Source organism: Flagellimonas oceanensis (assembly GCF_003992595.1).
In the GTDB taxonomy this organism is placed as follows: domain Bacteria; phylum Bacteroidota; class Bacteroidia; order Flavobacteriales; family Flavobacteriaceae; genus Flagellimonas; species Flagellimonas oceanensis.
Genome location: NZ_RZNA01000013.1, coordinates 1 through 15,851, shown reverse-complemented (window position 1 = coordinate 15,851; position 15,851 = coordinate 1). Strand labels below are relative to the sequence as shown.

Annotated in this window: 15 protein-coding genes; 5 read left to right on the top strand and 10 right to left on the bottom strand. The window is 41.8% G+C overall.

The features are described 5' to 3' along the window. Positions 1–77: 77 nt before the first annotated feature. Positions 78–1,469: a phosphoglucosamine mutase gene (glmM, locus tag EO132_RS04105; RefSeq protein WP_127136715.1), complete on the top strand. Its 1,392-nt coding sequence runs from the start codon at positions 78–80 to the stop codon at positions 1,467–1,469. 2 nt (positions 1,470–1,471) lie between these two features. On the opposite strand, the gene EO132_RS04100 is transcribed toward glmM, so the two are convergent. Both EO132_RS04100 and EO132_RS04095 read right to left on the bottom strand, forming a co-directional pair. After that, positions 1,472–2,008: a Cif family virulence factor gene (locus EO132_RS04100; protein ID WP_127136714.1), complete on the bottom strand. Its 537-nt coding sequence runs from the start codon at positions 2,006–2,008 to the stop codon at positions 1,472–1,474. Positions 2,009–2,035: 27 nt separating this feature from the next. Then, the gene (locus EO132_RS04095) at positions 2,036–2,929 is read right to left on the bottom strand and encodes a lysophospholipid acyltransferase family protein (RefSeq protein WP_127136713.1); all 894 of its coding nucleotides are present in this window, start codon (positions 2,927–2,929) and stop codon (positions 2,036–2,038) included. A 53-nt stretch (positions 2,930–2,982) separates the two neighbouring features. Between EO132_RS04095 and EO132_RS04090 the strand changes: the two genes are divergently transcribed. Continuing rightward, complete coding sequence (locus EO132_RS04090) at positions 2,983–3,633, top strand: rhomboid family intramembrane serine protease (RefSeq protein ID WP_127136712.1); 651 nt, start codon at positions 2,983–2,985, stop codon at positions 3,631–3,633. Between the two features lie 61 nt (positions 3,634–3,694). Here EO132_RS04090 and EO132_RS04085 read toward each other — a convergent pair whose 3' ends face one another. Beyond that, on the bottom strand, positions 3,695–4,816 hold the full coding sequence (locus EO132_RS04085; RefSeq protein WP_127136711.1) for a TlpA disulfide reductase family protein: 1,122 nt from the start codon (positions 4,814–4,816) through the stop codon (positions 3,695–3,697). Positions 4,817–4,914: 98 nt separating this feature from the next. Next, a complete protein-coding gene (locus tag EO132_RS04080; protein WP_127136710.1) occupies positions 4,915–5,412 on the bottom strand; it encodes a hypothetical protein in 498 nt (165 codons plus the stop codon). An 88-nt stretch (positions 5,413–5,500) separates the two neighbouring features. On the opposite strand from EO132_RS04080, the gene EO132_RS04075 reads away from it, so the two are divergent. Beyond that, the gene (locus EO132_RS04075; RefSeq protein ID WP_127136709.1) at positions 5,501–8,416 is read left to right on the top strand and encodes an FAD-binding and (Fe-S)-binding domain-containing protein; all 2,916 of its coding nucleotides are present in this window, start codon (positions 5,501–5,503) and stop codon (positions 8,414–8,416) included. Here EO132_RS04075 and EO132_RS04070 read toward each other — a convergent pair. Continuing rightward, entirely contained in the window at positions 8,387–9,307 is a 921-nt protein-coding gene (locus EO132_RS04070) for a UDP-2,3-diacylglucosamine diphosphatase (protein ID WP_127136708.1), read from the bottom strand. The two genes, EO132_RS04075 and EO132_RS04070, sit on opposite strands and share 30 nt — an antisense overlap. A gap of 194 nt (positions 9,308–9,501) precedes the next feature. Here EO132_RS04070 and aroC point away from each other — a divergent pair, with 194 nt between their 5' ends. Together aroC and EO132_RS04060 are read left to right on the top strand one after the other, a co-directional pair. Then, positions 9,502–10,566, top strand: a complete 1,065-nt coding sequence (gene aroC, locus EO132_RS04065; RefSeq protein WP_127136707.1) for a chorismate synthase — start codon at positions 9,502–9,504, stop codon at positions 10,564–10,566. A 59-nt stretch (positions 10,567–10,625) separates the two neighbouring features. Continuing rightward, entirely contained in the window at positions 10,626–11,951 is a 1,326-nt protein-coding gene (locus EO132_RS04060) for a dicarboxylate/amino acid:cation symporter (protein ID WP_127136706.1), read from the top strand. 66 nt (positions 11,952–12,017) lie between these two features. Here the strand turns inward: EO132_RS04060 and EO132_RS04055 are convergent, their stop codons facing one another. The 5 genes from EO132_RS04055 to EO132_RS04035 all read right to left on the bottom strand — a co-directional run bounded on the left by EO132_RS04055 (position 12,018) and on the right by EO132_RS04035 (position 15,489). Beyond that, the gene (locus EO132_RS04055; RefSeq protein ID WP_127136705.1) at positions 12,018–12,422 is read right to left on the bottom strand and encodes a thiol-disulfide oxidoreductase DCC family protein; all 405 of its coding nucleotides are present in this window, start codon (positions 12,420–12,422) and stop codon (positions 12,018–12,020) included. Positions 12,423–12,528: 106 nt separating this feature from the next. Beyond that, entirely contained in the window at positions 12,529–13,269 is a 741-nt protein-coding gene (locus EO132_RS04050; RefSeq protein WP_127136704.1) for a DUF2268 domain-containing putative Zn-dependent protease, read from the bottom strand. A 153-nt stretch (positions 13,270–13,422) separates the two neighbouring features. After that, positions 13,423–14,127 carry a CPBP family intramembrane glutamic endopeptidase gene (locus EO132_RS04045; RefSeq protein WP_127136703.1) on the bottom strand — a complete coding sequence of 235 codons (705 nt, stop codon included), beginning with the start codon at positions 14,125–14,127 and terminating at the stop codon, positions 13,423–13,425. A gap of 91 nt (positions 14,128–14,218) precedes the next feature. Beyond that, entirely contained in the window at positions 14,219–14,842 is a 624-nt protein-coding gene (locus tag EO132_RS04040; RefSeq protein WP_127136702.1) for an FMN-dependent NADH-azoreductase, read from the bottom strand. Between the two features lie 65 nt (positions 14,843–14,907). Continuing rightward, positions 14,908–15,489 carry a Crp/Fnr family transcriptional regulator gene (locus EO132_RS04035; protein WP_127136701.1) on the bottom strand — a complete coding sequence of 194 codons (582 nt, stop codon included), beginning with the start codon at positions 15,487–15,489 and terminating at the stop codon, positions 14,908–14,910. Positions 15,490–15,851 lie beyond the last annotated feature (362 nt).

Genomic DNA, 15,851 nt, shown 5'->3' with positions numbered 1-15,851 from the left:
TTTCTGTCGAAATTTACAAATTCAAAACATGTAATCGGGTAAGCCCAACTATATTTGCAAAAACTTTTTTAACAATTATGACACTGATCAAATCCATTTCTGGTATACGAGGCACCATTGGGGGCCAAACAAACGACAACTTAACACCTGTTGATGCGGTTAAATTTGCAGCTGCCTATGGCTCGTGGCTTAAATCGTATTCAGAGAATGATAAATTGAAGGTTGTAATTGGAAGGGATGCGCGTTTATCTGGGGAGATGATCCAGAACTTGGTGGTTTCCACCTTGGTGGGACTTGGAATTGATGTGATTGACCTAGGATTGTCCACCACGCCAACCGTGGAGATTGCGGTTCCTTTGGAAAAAGCGGATGGTGGCATCATTTTAACGGCGAGTCACAACCCCAAGCAATGGAACGCCTTGAAATTATTGAATGAAAAAGGCGAGTTTTTGGATGCGGAACAGGGGGCGAAGATTCTTGCCTTGGCCGAGAAAGAGGATTTCGAGTTTGCAGAGGTAGATGATTTAGGGGAAATCATTAAAAATGATTCCTATATCGATATCCATATTGATGAAGTGCTGGAGTTACCCTTGGTAGATGCCGAAACCATCAAAAAAGCTGGATTCAAAGTTGTGGTGGATGGTGTGAACTCCACGGGAGGTATTGCCATTCCCAAGTTGCTTGAAGAACTCGGGGTAGAAGTGGTAAAGCTCTATTGCGACCCAACGGGACACTTTCCGCACAATCCAGAACCTTTAAAACAACATTTGGGTGATATCTGTAAAAAAGTAGTTGAGGAAAAGGCCGATTTTGGTATTGTGGTCGACCCGGATGTAGATCGTTTGGCATTCATCAGCAATGATGGGGAAATGTTCGGCGAGGAATATACATTGGTGGCTTGTGCCGATTATGTGTTGTCCAAAACCAAAGGAAATACGGTTTCCAACCTATCTTCTTCGAGAGCTTTGCGCGATGTGACCGAAAAATATGGCGGTACGTACGAAGCCGCTGCAGTAGGAGAGGTAAACGTGGTAACCAAAATGAAGGCCAACAATGCCATTATCGGTGGGGAAGGAAATGGCGGAATCATATACCCAGAAAGCCATTATGGACGTGATGCTTTGGTAGGAACAGCCTTGTTCTTGATGCTGATGGCAGAGCGAGGAGGAACTGTGGCCGAACTGCGAGCCAGCTATCCGAGTTATTTTATGAGCAAAAAGAAAATTCAATTGACGCCGGACTTGGATGTGGATGCACTTTTGGAGGCCATGCACAACAAGTACAAAGATGAGGAGGTATCCACTATCGATGGAGTAAAGATTGATTTCCCGGAAAACTGGGTACACTTAAGAAAATCGAACACAGAGCCGATTATCCGAATCTATACCGAGGCAAAGTCACAGAACGAAGCGGATGGTTTGGCCGATAGAATCATCGGTGAGATCAAGGAAGTAGCAGGATTGGAATAAATCTATTTTTCTAACTCATAGATGATTTTTGAACTATCAAATTCATCGTCTGAAATATCGGTGCGACTATCGGAATCCAGCCAGATTTTCCACGTTCCGTTTTCCTTGCGGAGTCCAACATTGAAAAAACCATAACCTACATATTGAGGTTCGGCATTTTTTGTATCGTATCGACTTAAACGATAATAACCGGTTTGATAAGCAACATCTTTCATGGAATTAAGGGCAGTGGTAAGAATCGCAAAAGCTATGCTCAAATGGTTTCCTCGGTCTTTTACTCCATCTAAAAATCCACCAAAGCCTTCCAGATAGTGATTGCCGGATTCAATATTGTTTTGGGAAATGGTTACCCGAACAATATCCTGGGTATGGATGGACTTGATTTTTTGTGAATCCAATTGGTCGTAAGCTTCCATAAAAGGCACCCAAACATCGTTTTTGATAGCCTCCATGATTTCCGATGGTACTTGTTTCGGGGATGTTTGTCCAAAGCATAGACTAATTCCCAAACAAAAAAAGATAATGATTGATTTTTTCATCGACAGTGATCTTCTCTTGTCAAGATATCACTTTTTCAATGATTTAGGCGCTTTGTCTTTGTGTTTCCAGCGTTTGTGAGTCCAGAAATAGTACTCCGGTGCTTCCCGAATGGATTTTTCCGTTTCTCGTAGAAAGGCATCCGTAATTTCATAATCGGGAACTTCGGTAGGGTTTTCAGAAAGAATTTTAAATGTACCCTCGTAATATCCTCTTTTCTTTTTACGGACTTTGAGGTAGACAGGAATAAAGTTGATGGCTTTGCAGATTTCTTCGCCTCCAACGTGGGCGGGAACGACTATTCCCATGAAGTCTGTCCAATATTTTGCTTTACTTACCATAGGAGACTGATCACTAATGATACCAACCATCATAAGTTCTTTGCTTTCTTTTGCTTCTTTCAGAATTTTCCTGGATTCCCTGGTTGATATGAGTTCGGTATTGTATTTGCCTCTTATATCCCTAACCAATTTATCAAAATACTTGTTTTCCACTTTTTGATAAATACCGTAGCCTTTGGATATAATTTGAAGATTTAAGGATAACACCCATTCCCAACTTGCATAGTGCGGAAGCATGAGCATGGTATTTAAACCCTTTTTTTCCAAACCATTGAGCAATTCAATATTGGTAACGGTGAATCGTTCTTGAATTTCCTTTTTGCTCATACCCATGGTCTTCATCATCTCCAGAAATATATCGCACATATGCCTAAAGAATTTTTTCTCTATAACCAGTCGTTCTTTTTCTGATTTTTCAGGGAACACCAGCTTTAAATTGTTGCGGACCACTTTTTTACGGTAACCAATTACCCGATAGAGGAGTACATAGATACCATCAGAAATAAAATAAATGACTTTAAACGGGAGTCTGGAAATCAACCAGAGCAAAGGATAAACAAGGATATAAACTACTAGCTGCATAGACTATTCTTGTGTGCAAATATAGCTATATTTGAACCCAAACCTTTTTTTACATGCTCAATTTACATATCGCTACCATTGCCATTATGGCCGCTAATGTTTTGGTTTCCCTGCGCGGGTTCAGTAACACAACTTTTTTTGATAGATACAAGTTCAGTATTAATGCCATACAGGCAGGTCAGCGAGAGCGAATGGTAACTTCAGGCTTTTTGCATGTGGACATTTCGCATTTGTTTCTGAACATGTTCACGCTTTACTTTTTTGCTCCCGTGGTCATAAGTTGGTTCGGTTCCATCAAGTTTCTGATCATTTATCTGGTCAGTTTGATTGCTGGGAGTCTGTTGGCGCTTGTTTTTCACAAGGATGAGCCATTTTACAGTGCTGTTGGTGCCAGTGGAGCTGTAATGGGAGTTCTCTATGCAGCCATATTGTTGAATCCCGATATGCAATTGGGTATCATGTTTATCCCGATTCCGTTACCTGCCTATGTATTGGGTATTGCTTATTTATTGTATTCCATTTGGGGTATGAAAAGCAGGATGGGCAACATCGGTCATACTGCTCACTTTGGTGGTGCTATTGGTGGCTACGCAACAACGTTATTGTTTATGCCAGAGCTCTTTGTGACGGATACTTTGATTGTGGTATTGCTCGCTATTCCGATTATCATCCTTTTTGTATTGGATAAAATGGGTAAAATATAACCCAATAAAAAAGGCCTTGAAAACATCAAGACCTTCTTTTATCAAAAATATATTGTGCTGCTTAGCTCTTACCGAGGATTTCAGCAACTTTTTCTTCCAATGCAGGACCTCTAAGGTCTCTTGCTACAATAACGCCATTTTCGTCCAGTAAAAATGCCGCTGGTATCGCATTGATGTTGTATAAACGAGCGATTGGATCTTGAAAACGCTGTAGATTGGAAATGTGGTTCCATTCCAATCCGTCAGATTCAATGGCATTGGTCCAATGCTCGGCTTTGTTGTCCAAAGAAACGCCAAGGACATCAAATCCTTTTTCGTGATATTTTTTGTAAACCGAGACAATATTCGGGTTTTCAGCACGGCATGGTTTGCACCAAGCTGCCCAAAAGTCCACCAACGTCAGTTTGGCGTTGCTGGTCACATCGTTAAGTGCCAGTACATCGCCCGTCGGGGTAGGAGCTGAAAAGTCCGGGGCAACGGCGCCGACTTCTGTGGATTTTAAATTTTCCAATTGTTCGCCAATCTTTTTGCCGGGTTCGGTTGCTTTCATTTCAGGAGAAAGACCTTCGTACAATTCCCTTATTTCATCCACGGGAAGTGCTTTTGTGGCCAAAAGATTTCCTACTACCAATACAGATACAAATGCATTGGGATTGTTCTTGGCAAAATCAATGTTGAAGTTTTTTGCATCTTCTTGGAATTCCATGAATTCTTCGCGAAGTGCCGCCACTGTGGCGGTATCCCTTTGTTGCGCTGCCGTACGCATATCGTTTTGCATGCTCCTTGCACGGTCGGATAGTATACGGGACTCGGTCAAAAAGTCCATGAACAATTCATTTTGCTCAGTTCCTTTGACCTTTGCAAAACCGATACTGTCTTTTTGGAACTCTACATCAATGATTCCGTTTTCCACAATTATTGGAGCGTTCCCACGAACCTTGTCCACAAAAAGATAGTGCATTTTAGGCTCATCCTGGCTTCCGTTAAAACTAAACAGCCCGTTTTCCACGGTAGCTGTGTCCACATCTACCAATTGATTGACGGAATCCGTTGTTTTTAAGAACACCATGGTTCCATTTTCCGGTTCTCCTTTTATGGAACCGCTGATGACGTATCCTTCATGTTCAGAATCACAGGAAGCTAAAAATAGTACTCCCAAGAATATTGCAAATAGTCTTTTCATTTCTATATGTTTGGATTGCGAAGGTATTCAATGTTTATGGTATAAAAAAACCCTTGGCTTTAATAGGGGCCAAGGGTTGACTATAAAGTTTTCTAAATTTAGAATTGGTATCGGATACCCAGCGCAATGTCGAAATCAAAATCATTGTCGAATCCATCGTAACCGACCAAACCGATTTCAGGTCTAAAATCCAATGAAAGCAACAGTGGAATGTCAAAATCATATTCCACACCAATGTCTCCTGCCGCAAAAACGAACAAGCCGTCGTTGTCATCGTCGAAATTGGGGTTCGGTTCAAAATCTACACTACCTAATCCACCGCCTACGCCGTAGTACCAGTTAAAGTTACCGTCCAACTGGTGTACCCATTGGTAAACACCTGTTAGTTTAAAGGCATCAAATTCCCTACTGTCTCTCCAACCAAGGTCAAATTCGGCACGGTTGTATTGGCCTATTGATTTTTGATAGGATATCTCGGCTCCGAAGCCATCGCTATCGCCCAAACGCAATCCCAAGGCATGCTCGGAAATACTTTGTGCGCTAAGGCTAACTGTTGCAAACAAAAATAAAACTGAAAATAATGTGGTAATCTTCATGAGGTTCTCGTTAAGTTAAAAATTAGAGATAGTTTTGTATTAGATTTACGTTCTAAAACTGGTTTTAGTTCCCAAAAAGTATTCCGAATTGGATAAAAATTTGTTAAAAGACCTTTCTGAAGTATTGAAAGGCGAGTTGTTGTTTGATGATTTAAGTAAGGCCATCTATGCTACAGATGCCTCTGTTTATAGAAAGCTGCCCACAGCGGTGGCCTACCCAAAAAATGCTGATGACCTAAAGGTTTTATTGGATTTCGCCAACGCCAACAAAATCGGACTGATTCCACGAACGGCAGGAACTTCCTTGGCCGGTCAATGTGTGGGAGAAGGTATTGTGGTCGATGTCAGTCGTCATTTTACCCAAATCATCAGTTTGGATAAAGACAAGAAACAAGTTACGGTGCAGCCGGGCATTGTGCGTGACGAGCTCAATCAATATCTAAAACCATTTGGTCTTTTCTTTGGTCCTAACACCTCTACGTCCAACCGATGTATGATAGGTGGAATGGTCGGCAACAATTCTTCCGGGACCACTTCCATTCAATATGGGGTTACCCGGGATAAGGTAATTGCTATGCAATGTGTGTTGTCTGACGGAAGTGATGCCTTTTTCTCAGATATTTCAAAAAAAGAATTCGAAGAAAAGAAGAAAGGCGATTCGTTGGAAGCCAAAATCTATAACAAACTTTACGAAGAACTTTCCAACCCAGAAACGCAACATCATATAACATCCGAGTTCCCAAAACCCAGTATTCACAGAAGAAATACGGGTTATGCGGTAGATGAATTGCTCAAGAACAACGTTTTTGGGGATGACGAAGCTGATTTCAATTTGTGCAGATTGCTATCTGGAAGTGAAGGTACTCTTGCCTTTACCACTGAGGTAACGCTTCAGTTGGATGATTTACCGCCACCATATGCGGCGATGGTAGCTACGCATTACAAAACTTTGGAAGATTGTTTGAGTGATGTGGCACCTGTGATGCAACACAACCTCCATCTATGTGAAATGATGGACAAGGTAATTCTGGACTGTACCAAAAACAATAGGGCCCAATTGGCGAATCGTTTTTTTGTGGATGGTGACCCAGCGGGTATTTTAATGTTGGAAGTCAAAGCAGATACTAAGGAGGACCTGGATAAACAGCTTGATGGATTGTTGAAAACCATTGAAAAATCTGGTTTGAGCTATGCCAACCCAATTTTGTACGGGGAGGACATCAACAAGGCCATTGAACTGCGTAAAGCCGGACTTGGTTTGTTGGGCAATATGGTGGGGGACAGAAAAGCAGTGGCCTGTATCGAGGATACGGCGGTGGCTTTAGAGGACCTGAAAGATTTTATCGGGGAGTTTTCCCAAATCATGAAAGGGTATAACCAAGATGCCGTGTATTATGCACATGCTGGGGCAGGGGAATTGCATTTGCGTCCCATTCTCAACTTGAAAAAGTCCGGGGATGTAGTGCTGTTCCGAAGTATTACCACTGATGTGGCCAAGTTGACCAAAAATTATAATGGAAGTTTTAGCGGAGAACACGGTGATGGTATTGTACGTGCTGAGTTTATCCCGCTGATGATAGGCGAGACCAATTATGAACTCTTAAAAAGGGTAAAAGCCCTGTTTGATCCTAATTTAGTGCTCAACCCCGGTAAAATTGTGGATGCTTATCCCATGGATGAGTCTTTGCGTTACGAGGTTGACCGTAAAGAGCCTGATGTTGATACATTGCTGGACTTTTCGGATAGTGAAGGTATTTTAAAGGCTGCTGAAAAGTGCAACGGTAGTGGCGACTGCAGAAAAAGCCATCACATGAACGGTGGAATGTGTCCCAGTTATCAAGCTACGAAAAATGAAAAGGATACGACACGCGCTAGGGCCAATGCATTACGGGAGTTTTTGACCAATTCAGAAAAAACCAATCGGTTCGATCGCGAGGAACTCAAAACGGCCTTTGATCTTTGTTTGAGCTGTAAGGCGTGTGCCAGTGAATGCCCCAGTAACGTGGATGTTGCTGCCTTGAAAGCGGAATTCTTGTACAACTATCAAGAAGCCAACGGTTATTCTTTGCGAAGCAAACTGTTTGCCCATAATACCCAATTGAATGCCATGGGAAGCAAGGTTTCAGGCATCACGAATTGGATGTATGAGTCCAAATCCATCGGGGGAATGCTTAAAAAAGCAGTGGGAGTAGCCCCAGAGCGTCATTTGCCCAAAGTGGGCCGATTCAATTTTAAGAACCATTTGAAGAAGCATCAGGTAAAGCGAACCGACCTCTCTAAAAAGCAGGTGGTACTTTACATTGATGAGTTCGTGAAGTATCTGGACATCCAGATTGGGAAGGATGCCATTGAACTATTGTGCAAGTTGGGTTACGATGTGGAACTGTTTTATGGTGAAAGTGGCAGGACATATCTATCCAAAGGGTTTTTGAAGCAAGCCAAAAAATTGGTGGCCCAGAATATGGAGAACCTCAAAGATGTTTTAAACGAAGGAACTCCAATTGTGGGACTGGAGCCTTCCGCTATTCTATCATTCAGGGATGAGTACCAGCGATTGCATGAGGATAAGGGGCAATTAAGCAAGTTGGCCTCCCAATCATTTTTGATTGAAGAGTTTTTGGCTTCCGAAATTGCAGCGGGCCATATTACGTCCGACAGTTTTACCGATGAGGAAAAGACCATCAAAATACATGGGCACTGTCATCAAAAAGCATTGAGCAATCAAAAGGTAACCTTTGATGTGCTGAATCTGCCCAAAAATTACAAAGTGACGATTATACCATCAGGTTGTTGTGGTATGGCAGGTTCTTTCGGTTACGAAAAAGAGCATTACGAAGTAAGTATGCAGGTCGGTGGACTAAAGTTGTTCCCAGCCGTAGAGAAAAGCCCTGAAGAAACTTTGATTGCCGCCAATGGAACAAGTTGTAGGCATCAAATTAAGGATGGGACGAAAAGGGAGGCACAGCACCCGGTTTCAATCTTGAGACAGGCCCTTGTCATCTAAGAGGTCCTGGTCAACGTTTTCTTCTTCACTTTCGCTAAGGTGTTCTTCGGTAACATTCTCAATACGGACTTCTTTGTCGGTAATGGAGGCGATAAGGTCGTTCATGTCCATTTCCTTTAAATCCTCGTCCACAAAGAAAGGGGAAAGTCTATCGTGATTGTAATGGTAGATTCTCCAGCGTTTGAAGGAGTATTCCAAAGCGGTCAGGTTTTCCACCCAATCCCCTGAATTCAAATAGGTGCAACTACCGTGTTTATTTTCGTATATCTCTTTTTTAGGTTGATGGATGTGTCCACAAACCACATAATCATATTCGTTTTCTATGGCAAGCTCGGCAGCGGTCTTTTCAAAATTATTGATGTACTTGACAGCACCCTTTACGCTGTTCTTTATTTTTTTGGACAAGGAATATTTCTCACGTCCCATTTTTGCCAAACACCAATTGAGGAAGCTGTTGATCAAAATAAGAAGGTCGTAACCATAACCACCCAACTTTGCCAACCATTTGGCATTTTGTATCGAGACATCGAATACATCACCGTGGAAAATCCAGGCTTTTTTGCCATCCAGATTCAACACCAACTTATTCATGATTTTGAAATTTCCCATTGAAGTATCACTGAACTTACGAAGCATTTCATCATGATTTCCAGTGATATAGTAAACTTCAGTGCCTTTGGAGGCCATCCCGATGATTTTTCTCAATACTTTGAGATGGGAAGGGGGGAAATACCGTTTGCTAAACTGCCAAATATCAATAATATCCCCGTTCAAAATCAGCTTTTTAGGCTGTATGCTATTGAGATATGTAATGAGTTCATCTGCATGACAGCCATAGGTTCCCAAGTGTACATCCGAGATAACTGCCAATTCTATCTTCCTTTTTTTCAATCGTATAGGGTTTAATGCAAAATAAAATGGTTGGAATAAATTAAAAATGAAATCGAAGTCATCAATTCATGAGGATAATGTTAAAAAATCATCATGCTGAAACTAAATATGTTACAATAATATTAAGGCAAAGCATCGTTTTTGAATTAGATTTGTATGGTCTACCTTTGGGGACATCATAATTTTTATACCGAATGGCAGGAAATTCTTTTGGACAACTTTTTAGGCTCACCACCTTTGGTGAATCTCACGGAAAAGCATTGGGGGGTATCATTGACGGTTGTCCTGCAGGGATAACATTGGACTTGGAAAAGGTCCAAGAGGAGTTGAACAGAAGAAAGCCCGGGCAATCCGCTATTGTAACCCAGCGAAAGGAACCTGATACAGTTGAAATCTATTCAGGAGTGTTCGAAGGAAAGACCACAGGTACGCCGATTGGCTTTGCCATTAACAACACCAACCAAAAATCAAAGGACTATTCACATATCAAAGATTCCTACCGACCATCGCATGCGGATTATGTGTATGATAAAAAATATGGTTTCCGTGATTACCGGGGTGGTGGAAGAAGCTCTGCTCGTGAAACGGCCAGTAGGGTGGTGGCGGGCGCCATTGCAAAGCAATTCTTAAGTGATATCAAAATAAACGCCTTTGTCTCCCAAGTTGGGGAGATGAAATTGGACAAGCCTTATCAAGAATTGGATTTTTCAAATATCGAGTCCAATGCTGTTCGTTGTCCAGACACCGAAACGGCCCAGAAGATGGAGGATTACATCAAATCCATCAAAAAAGAGGGCGATACCATTGGCGGTGTGATCACTTGCGTGATTCAAAATGTACCAATTGGTTTAGGTGAACCTGTTTTTGATAAACTTCATGCCCGTTTGGGAGAAGCTATGTTGTCCATCAATGCGGTAAAGGGTTTTGAGTACGGGAGTGGTTTCGCGGGTGTTGCCATGAAAGGAAGTGAGCATAACGATGCCTTCAATACCGATGGCACTACAAAAACCAACCGTAGCGGGGGAGTGCAAGGGGGCATCAGCAACGGCATGGATATATATTTCAGTGTGGCTTTTAAACCTGTGGCCACGGTACTACAATCCTACGAGACCATCAATAAAGAGGGCAAAAAAGTGACCACGCAAGGGAAGGGGCGCCATGACCCCTGTGTTGTTCCCAGAGCGGTACCCATTGTGGAAGCCATGGCTGCATTGGTCTTAGCGGACTATACGCTATTGGCCCGTACCAACAAAATCTAGCCCGCGTTAGGACGTTTCCGTTCAAAAAAGTATCTTTCCGTCACTAACTTAACTTTTTTATGAAGAAACTCGAATTGCACTGGCAAATCCTGATCGGGATGCTACTTGGTATTCTTTTTGGATTTGTGATGACCCAAATTAGCTGGGGCAAGGAATTTGTAAATGACTGGATCCAACCCCTGGGTACCATTTTTGTAAAACTTCTTAAACTCATTGCCATACCCTTGATTGTGGCGTCCTTGGTCAAAGGTATTTCCGACCTCAAGGATATATCAAAATTCAGAAATATCGGTCTCCGTACCATTGCAACGTACATCGTTACTACGGTAGTTGCCATAACCATTGGACTACTTTTGGTCAATGTTCTGAATCCGGGAAGCGGTATTTCGGAAGAAACCGTTACCAAACTTACCGATACCTATGCTGGTGATGCTGGGGTAACTTCAAAATTGGAAGAGGCTTCGCGACAAAAAGATAGCGGTCCACTACAATTCTTGGAAGATATGGTACCGGATAATGCATTGGCGGCCATGACGGACAACTCTTTAATGCTTCAGGTCATATTCTTTACCATCTTTTTGGGTATTTCCATGTTGTTGATCGGGGAGAAAAAGGCAAAGCCATTAAAAGATTTTTTTGACTCCCTCAACTATGTCGTCCTAAAAATGGTGGATTTGATCATGTTGACGGCTCCCTACGCTGTGTTTGCCCTATTGGCAGGTGTTGTGGTGTCATCAAGTGATCCAGACCTGTTATTGGCCCTGTTGAAATATGCAGGTGTGGTAGTATTGGGTCTTGCTTTAATGATTGTATTCTACGCGACAGTTGTTGGTCTTGTTACCAAGAAGAACCCGTTTTGGTTTTTAAAAGAGATAAGTCCGGCACAACTGTTGGCCTTTTCCACCAGTTCCAGTGCAGCGACTTTGCCTGTTACCATGGAAAGGGTAGAGGAACATATCGGTGTAGATCAGGAAGTGTCCAGTTTTGTACTTCCCGTAGGAGCCACTATCAATATGGACGGAACCAGTTTGTATCAAGGGGTTGCCGCTGTATTTATATCCCAGGCTCTAGGTTTTGATTTGACTTTTGGCAATCAGTTGACCATCGTATTGACAGCTTTGCTGGCCTCTATTGGTTCAGCGGCGGTTCCGGGAGCGGGAATGGTGATGTTGGTCATAGTTTTGGAGTCCATTGGATTTCCACCGGATAAATTGGCGATTGGACTTGCCTTGATTTTTGCTGTGGATAGACCGTTGGATATGTGCAGGACCGTAGTGAACGTTACGGGTGATGCCACCGTATCGATGGTCGTGGCCAAATCCGTGGATAAACTGGGAGATCCACATGTGGAAGAATGGGATGACAATTACGATGAGGTAAAATAAACTTTAGAAAATTTTATTATAAAAAGGTCTCCAATGGGGGCCTTTTTTGATTGAAAGGGAAATAGATCAATCCAAAAACTTAGCTTTCAACTCAGGCGTGGGAATCATACAGGATTCCTGTTTCCCGAACCATTTATAGCGGTTTTTGGCCACAAAATCATAAATGCTGTTTCTAATGCAGGTCGGAATCCAAGTGAAAATCGTGGATAACTTCCATAACCCGCCTAATTCTTGTGCTATCTCCAAAGCGGCATCGGATTTTGTATAGTAGGCCACGCCGGGCTCGATAAGGATGATGGAATCCACCTTACTCGTATCAATATGGCGCTGCTTTACTAATTCCTGACCTGTCTCACTTTGCAAGGCCGCATAGCGGAATATATCTTTTTTGTCACGTTTGATTACAAACTGGACAGAGCTATTGCAGAGATTGCAAACGCCATCGAACAAGATTATCTTTTTATTTTCCATAGTGCTGTCATTCCTGCGCAGACAGGAATCCAATTACTTTTTCACAAAGATACGATAGTGTGTTATCAAAGCCTAGCTTGCGAATGGGGCTTGCCTTTTAAGGGTTTTAGTACCCTGCCAGTTGAAATATGTCATCGGGGCTGAGCTCACTTAATTCCAGTATGTTTTTACCGGATTCGGCCATCGCTTTTCGAATAAGATAGTTGCCGGTTCGGTATCCGATGGACTGGCGACCATCAGGATGCTGAAACATCCAAGTTTGATAGTCTGCATTTTGTGGTAATGCCAATAATTCCTGAGTCCAGACCTCAGCGACTTCGTCTTCCGGGGGACTATCGGCTTCCATGGCAGAAGTGTATTCTTCGGAGAAGACTACGGCCAAACCTTCATTGATGGCAGCAATGGGTATGCCCGGTTCAAACTTGTTGTCCTGAATGGCCCAACCGCGGTATAAATGGTGGAATTCATGAAAAATGGTATGCTTCAATGCCTTTTGGGTTGCAGCGGTAATTCCACCAGGGTAGTTCTCCGAAATTTGGATGAACACTGTGGGAGGAGAATTGGTTTCGGTACGTCCGGTAACACCCCCGACCACATCAAGGTCCCAGTCCACAATTTCAAGTGATATGTTGATACTGTCAGGTAGCGTGGGCAACAGTGTTCGGATTTCCCGTTCCGATTCCAAAATAACCCCTTGAATCAATTGTTTTTCCGATGCTGAAAACTTGGAAGTACCTTCATTAAAGGTTATGATTGAATTGGTCTGTTCCGCATTGTTTTTGGAATTGATGCAGCTGGTGATGGCAACAAGTATGCATACAAGTAATGCTATTCGTAATAGTTTCATGATGATGAATATTTTACTTGTAGACTCAGCGCAAGCAAAAATGTTACATCAAGCAAAAAATAGAGTGTGAGTAGAAACAAAGGAGGGAAAGTGAGCACTTTATTTTACCGTAAATGCTTTGCATCTTATTTCAAGATAACCGTAAATACAGTTTTACGCTGCTGTCGGTTTGATTTTTGTTTCCTTTTTCACAAAATACTTGACATAAAGCAGTACCAAAATGGGAACTATGATCAATCCACTGATAAAGTTCAATAAGGAGGCCCAATCCGTCAATTCATTCCCACCTTTTGATATCAGAACCAAATCGCCCAAAGGTCCTTTCGAGAATATGGTGTTGTAGATAAAATTCCAGCCCAAATGCAGTCCAAAAGGGAGCATTATGGATGTTGTTTTGGAAAAAGCCCAAGCCCAGGCATAACCCATTAATCCAGTCCCGATAAAAACCAAGATCATGGCCATTGCATTTCCCAGAACGCCATAGGAGAACCAATGGTAAATCCCGAATGCTATGGCTGAAATCAAAATACTTTTCGTAGCGCCTATTTTTTGGATGAGAAGGTACAATAATGCTCCACGAAAAATAAGTTCTTCAGTGAGTACGGACTTAAAATCCCACCAAAAAGCCTGTAAAACAGCTCCGGTTGAAATGTTTTTGTTCAAAACCCAAGTGGATGATTTTAAATAGGATTCCAATAACTGGACAAGAACACAGAGCACAGCTGTGATCAAAAATCCAATCAAGAATTGTTTGAGTCTTTTTGCTACGGGCAGGAACCCTAATGCTAAAATAGTTTTCTTTTCTATGAGATATAAAAACAACCACGAAATGGCAATCAAGACGAAAACTCCAATCATTGTACTGGCTGGTTTTATTTGCTTAAAAGTAGTGAATTAAGTTTAGGCTAAGTGTGATAAAATAAGTTATAGCCCATGTTCACAACTGTTTTTAAATCTGTTTCATCTTTTTGTAAATTTCTTTCTTAGAGTTCTCAAATAATTCTCCACCAAACTCTTCGTTGTCCAGAGAGATGATTGAAATGTCTTTTATACCCATAATTCCAAAAACGAACTTCAAGTAGGTTGTTTGGAAATTCATGTGTTCATTTTTTTCGTTTTCCCCATAACCTGTATCGCCACGACTGGACAGTATGAACATTTTCTTGTTTTTAAGCATACCCACATAATCTCCATCTGGTTCGCCCGAACGGAACTTCCAAGTCTCGTTGATTCGCATAAGTTGGTCGATGTAAGCCTTTAGTCCGCTCGGAATAGACCAGTTGTACATGGGCGTCCCCAAAACATAAATATCATGTGCTTTAAACTCTTTAACCAATGCATCGCTAAGGGTAACACCTGATTGGTTTTCTTTTGTCCTTTCACAGGGGTTAACAAATGCACTTGCAATCCATTTTTCATTTATTGGCGGGATTTCCTCCAATCCTACTTCTCGGTAAGTAAAAGCATCTTTAGGATTTTTCTTTTGCCAGTTTTCTTCGAAAAGTTTTGTCAGCTTTCTACTGTGCGACCTTTCCTTTCGTACACTTGCGTTGATGATCAATACTTTGTTCATAATTCATATTTTTTTGATTACGAGACAAAATTCCTAATCCGGAAAGTGAAAAAAATTGACCTAGTTCAAGATGCATCTATTTTTTTTCGAATTCTGCTTAAAAATTCGGCAGAAATGCCCAAATACGAAGCAATAAGATAGTTGGGTACTTTTTCAGCGATTTTGGGATAGTTTTCCAAAAAATCCAAATAGCGTTTTTCTGCGTCGAGTGTTTTGTTTAAAATGATTCTTTTCTGCAAACTCCCCAGATAATTCTCCAGGATGATTCTAAAAAAGCGTTCGAGTTTTGGTAGCTGCCCTAGCATTTTTTGAAAAGAATCCTGGCTGATTTGCAGTAGGGTAGTGACCTCAATGGCTTGAATATTGTAGATGGAAGGTTTTTGTTTTTGAAAACTATCCATATCCGTTGCCCACCAGTTTTCAATGGCAAAATATAGAATCTCTTCCTTTCCCGTATCGGGATTGATGTAAAAAGCCTTTAATGCACCGTTTACGACAAAATTATCGGTACGGCAGGTTTGCCCGTTTCTCAACAGATAATCACCTTTGTCGAGTTCTTTTTTGGTCCAAAACGTTTCTATTAAACGTGCTTCTTCGGAACTTAAGGTAATGTGTCTCGAAATTGATGCAATGAGTCCCTCTTTCATAGCTATGGGTGCCAACGGCCTCGGCTATATATGTTTAGTTTCTTAAAAATAGCGAATTTAGTTTAGGGAAGGAGGGGGTAATGGATTATAGCCATTGTTCATAACCTTTCCATAATGGAATAAGATAGTTGTCATTTCGAACCGACCAAAGGGAGTGTGAGAAAACTAGATTTCTCAATCGATGCTTTTGCATCTCATATCGAAATGACCTTGGCTGTTTAAACCCTACATATTTTGTAGCAACCTGCCCAGAGTGTAACCGACGGGTAGGGGATAACAACTGTAACCCTCCCTAAAAATGTAGCCTTACCCCTTTTAGGACATCGCTAAATTCATAAAATTATCATTATGACCTCCTCCCA

Bases quoted from the DNA above. Each gene is read 5' to 3' on its own strand.
- EO132_RS04085 (WP_127136711.1), bottom strand. From the start codon at position 4,816: ATGAAAAGACTATTTGCAATATTCTTGGGAGTACTATTTTTAGCTTCC.
- glmM (WP_127136715.1), top strand. From the start codon at position 78: ATGACACTGATCAAATCCATTTCTGGTATACGAGGCACCATTGGGGGC.
- EO132_RS04100 (WP_127136714.1), bottom strand. From the start codon at position 2,008: ATGAAAAAATCAATCATTATCTTTTTTTGTTTGGGAATTAGTCTATGC.
- EO132_RS04060 (WP_127136706.1), top strand. From the start codon at position 10,626: ATGAAGAAACTCGAATTGCACTGGCAAATCCTGATCGGGATGCTACTT.
- EO132_RS04040 (WP_127136702.1), bottom strand. From the start codon at position 14,842: ATGAACAAAGTATTGATCATCAACGCAAGTGTACGAAAGGAAAGGTCG.
- EO132_RS04090 (WP_127136712.1), top strand. From the start codon at position 2,983: ATGCTCAATTTACATATCGCTACCATTGCCATTATGGCCGCTAATGTT.
- EO132_RS04055 (WP_127136705.1), bottom strand. From the start codon at position 12,422: ATGGAAAATAAAAAGATAATCTTGTTCGATGGCGTTTGCAATCTCTGC.
- EO132_RS04045 (WP_127136703.1), bottom strand. From the start codon at position 14,127: ATGATTGGAGTTTTCGTCTTGATTGCCATTTCGTGGTTGTTTTTATAT.
- EO132_RS04050 (WP_127136704.1), bottom strand. From the start codon at position 13,269: ATGAAACTATTACGAATAGCATTACTTGTATGCATACTTGTTGCCATC.
- EO132_RS04080 (WP_127136710.1), bottom strand. From the start codon at position 5,412: ATGAAGATTACCACATTATTTTCAGTTTTATTTTTGTTTGCAACAGTT.
- EO132_RS04035 (WP_127136701.1), bottom strand. From the start codon at position 15,489: ATGAAAGAGGGACTCATTGCATCAATTTCGAGACACATTACCTTAAGT.
- aroC (WP_127136707.1), top strand. From the start codon at position 9,502: ATGGCAGGAAATTCTTTTGGACAACTTTTTAGGCTCACCACCTTTGGT.
- EO132_RS04095 (WP_127136713.1), bottom strand. From the start codon at position 2,929: ATGCAGCTAGTAGTTTATATCCTTGTTTATCCTTTGCTCTGGTTGATT.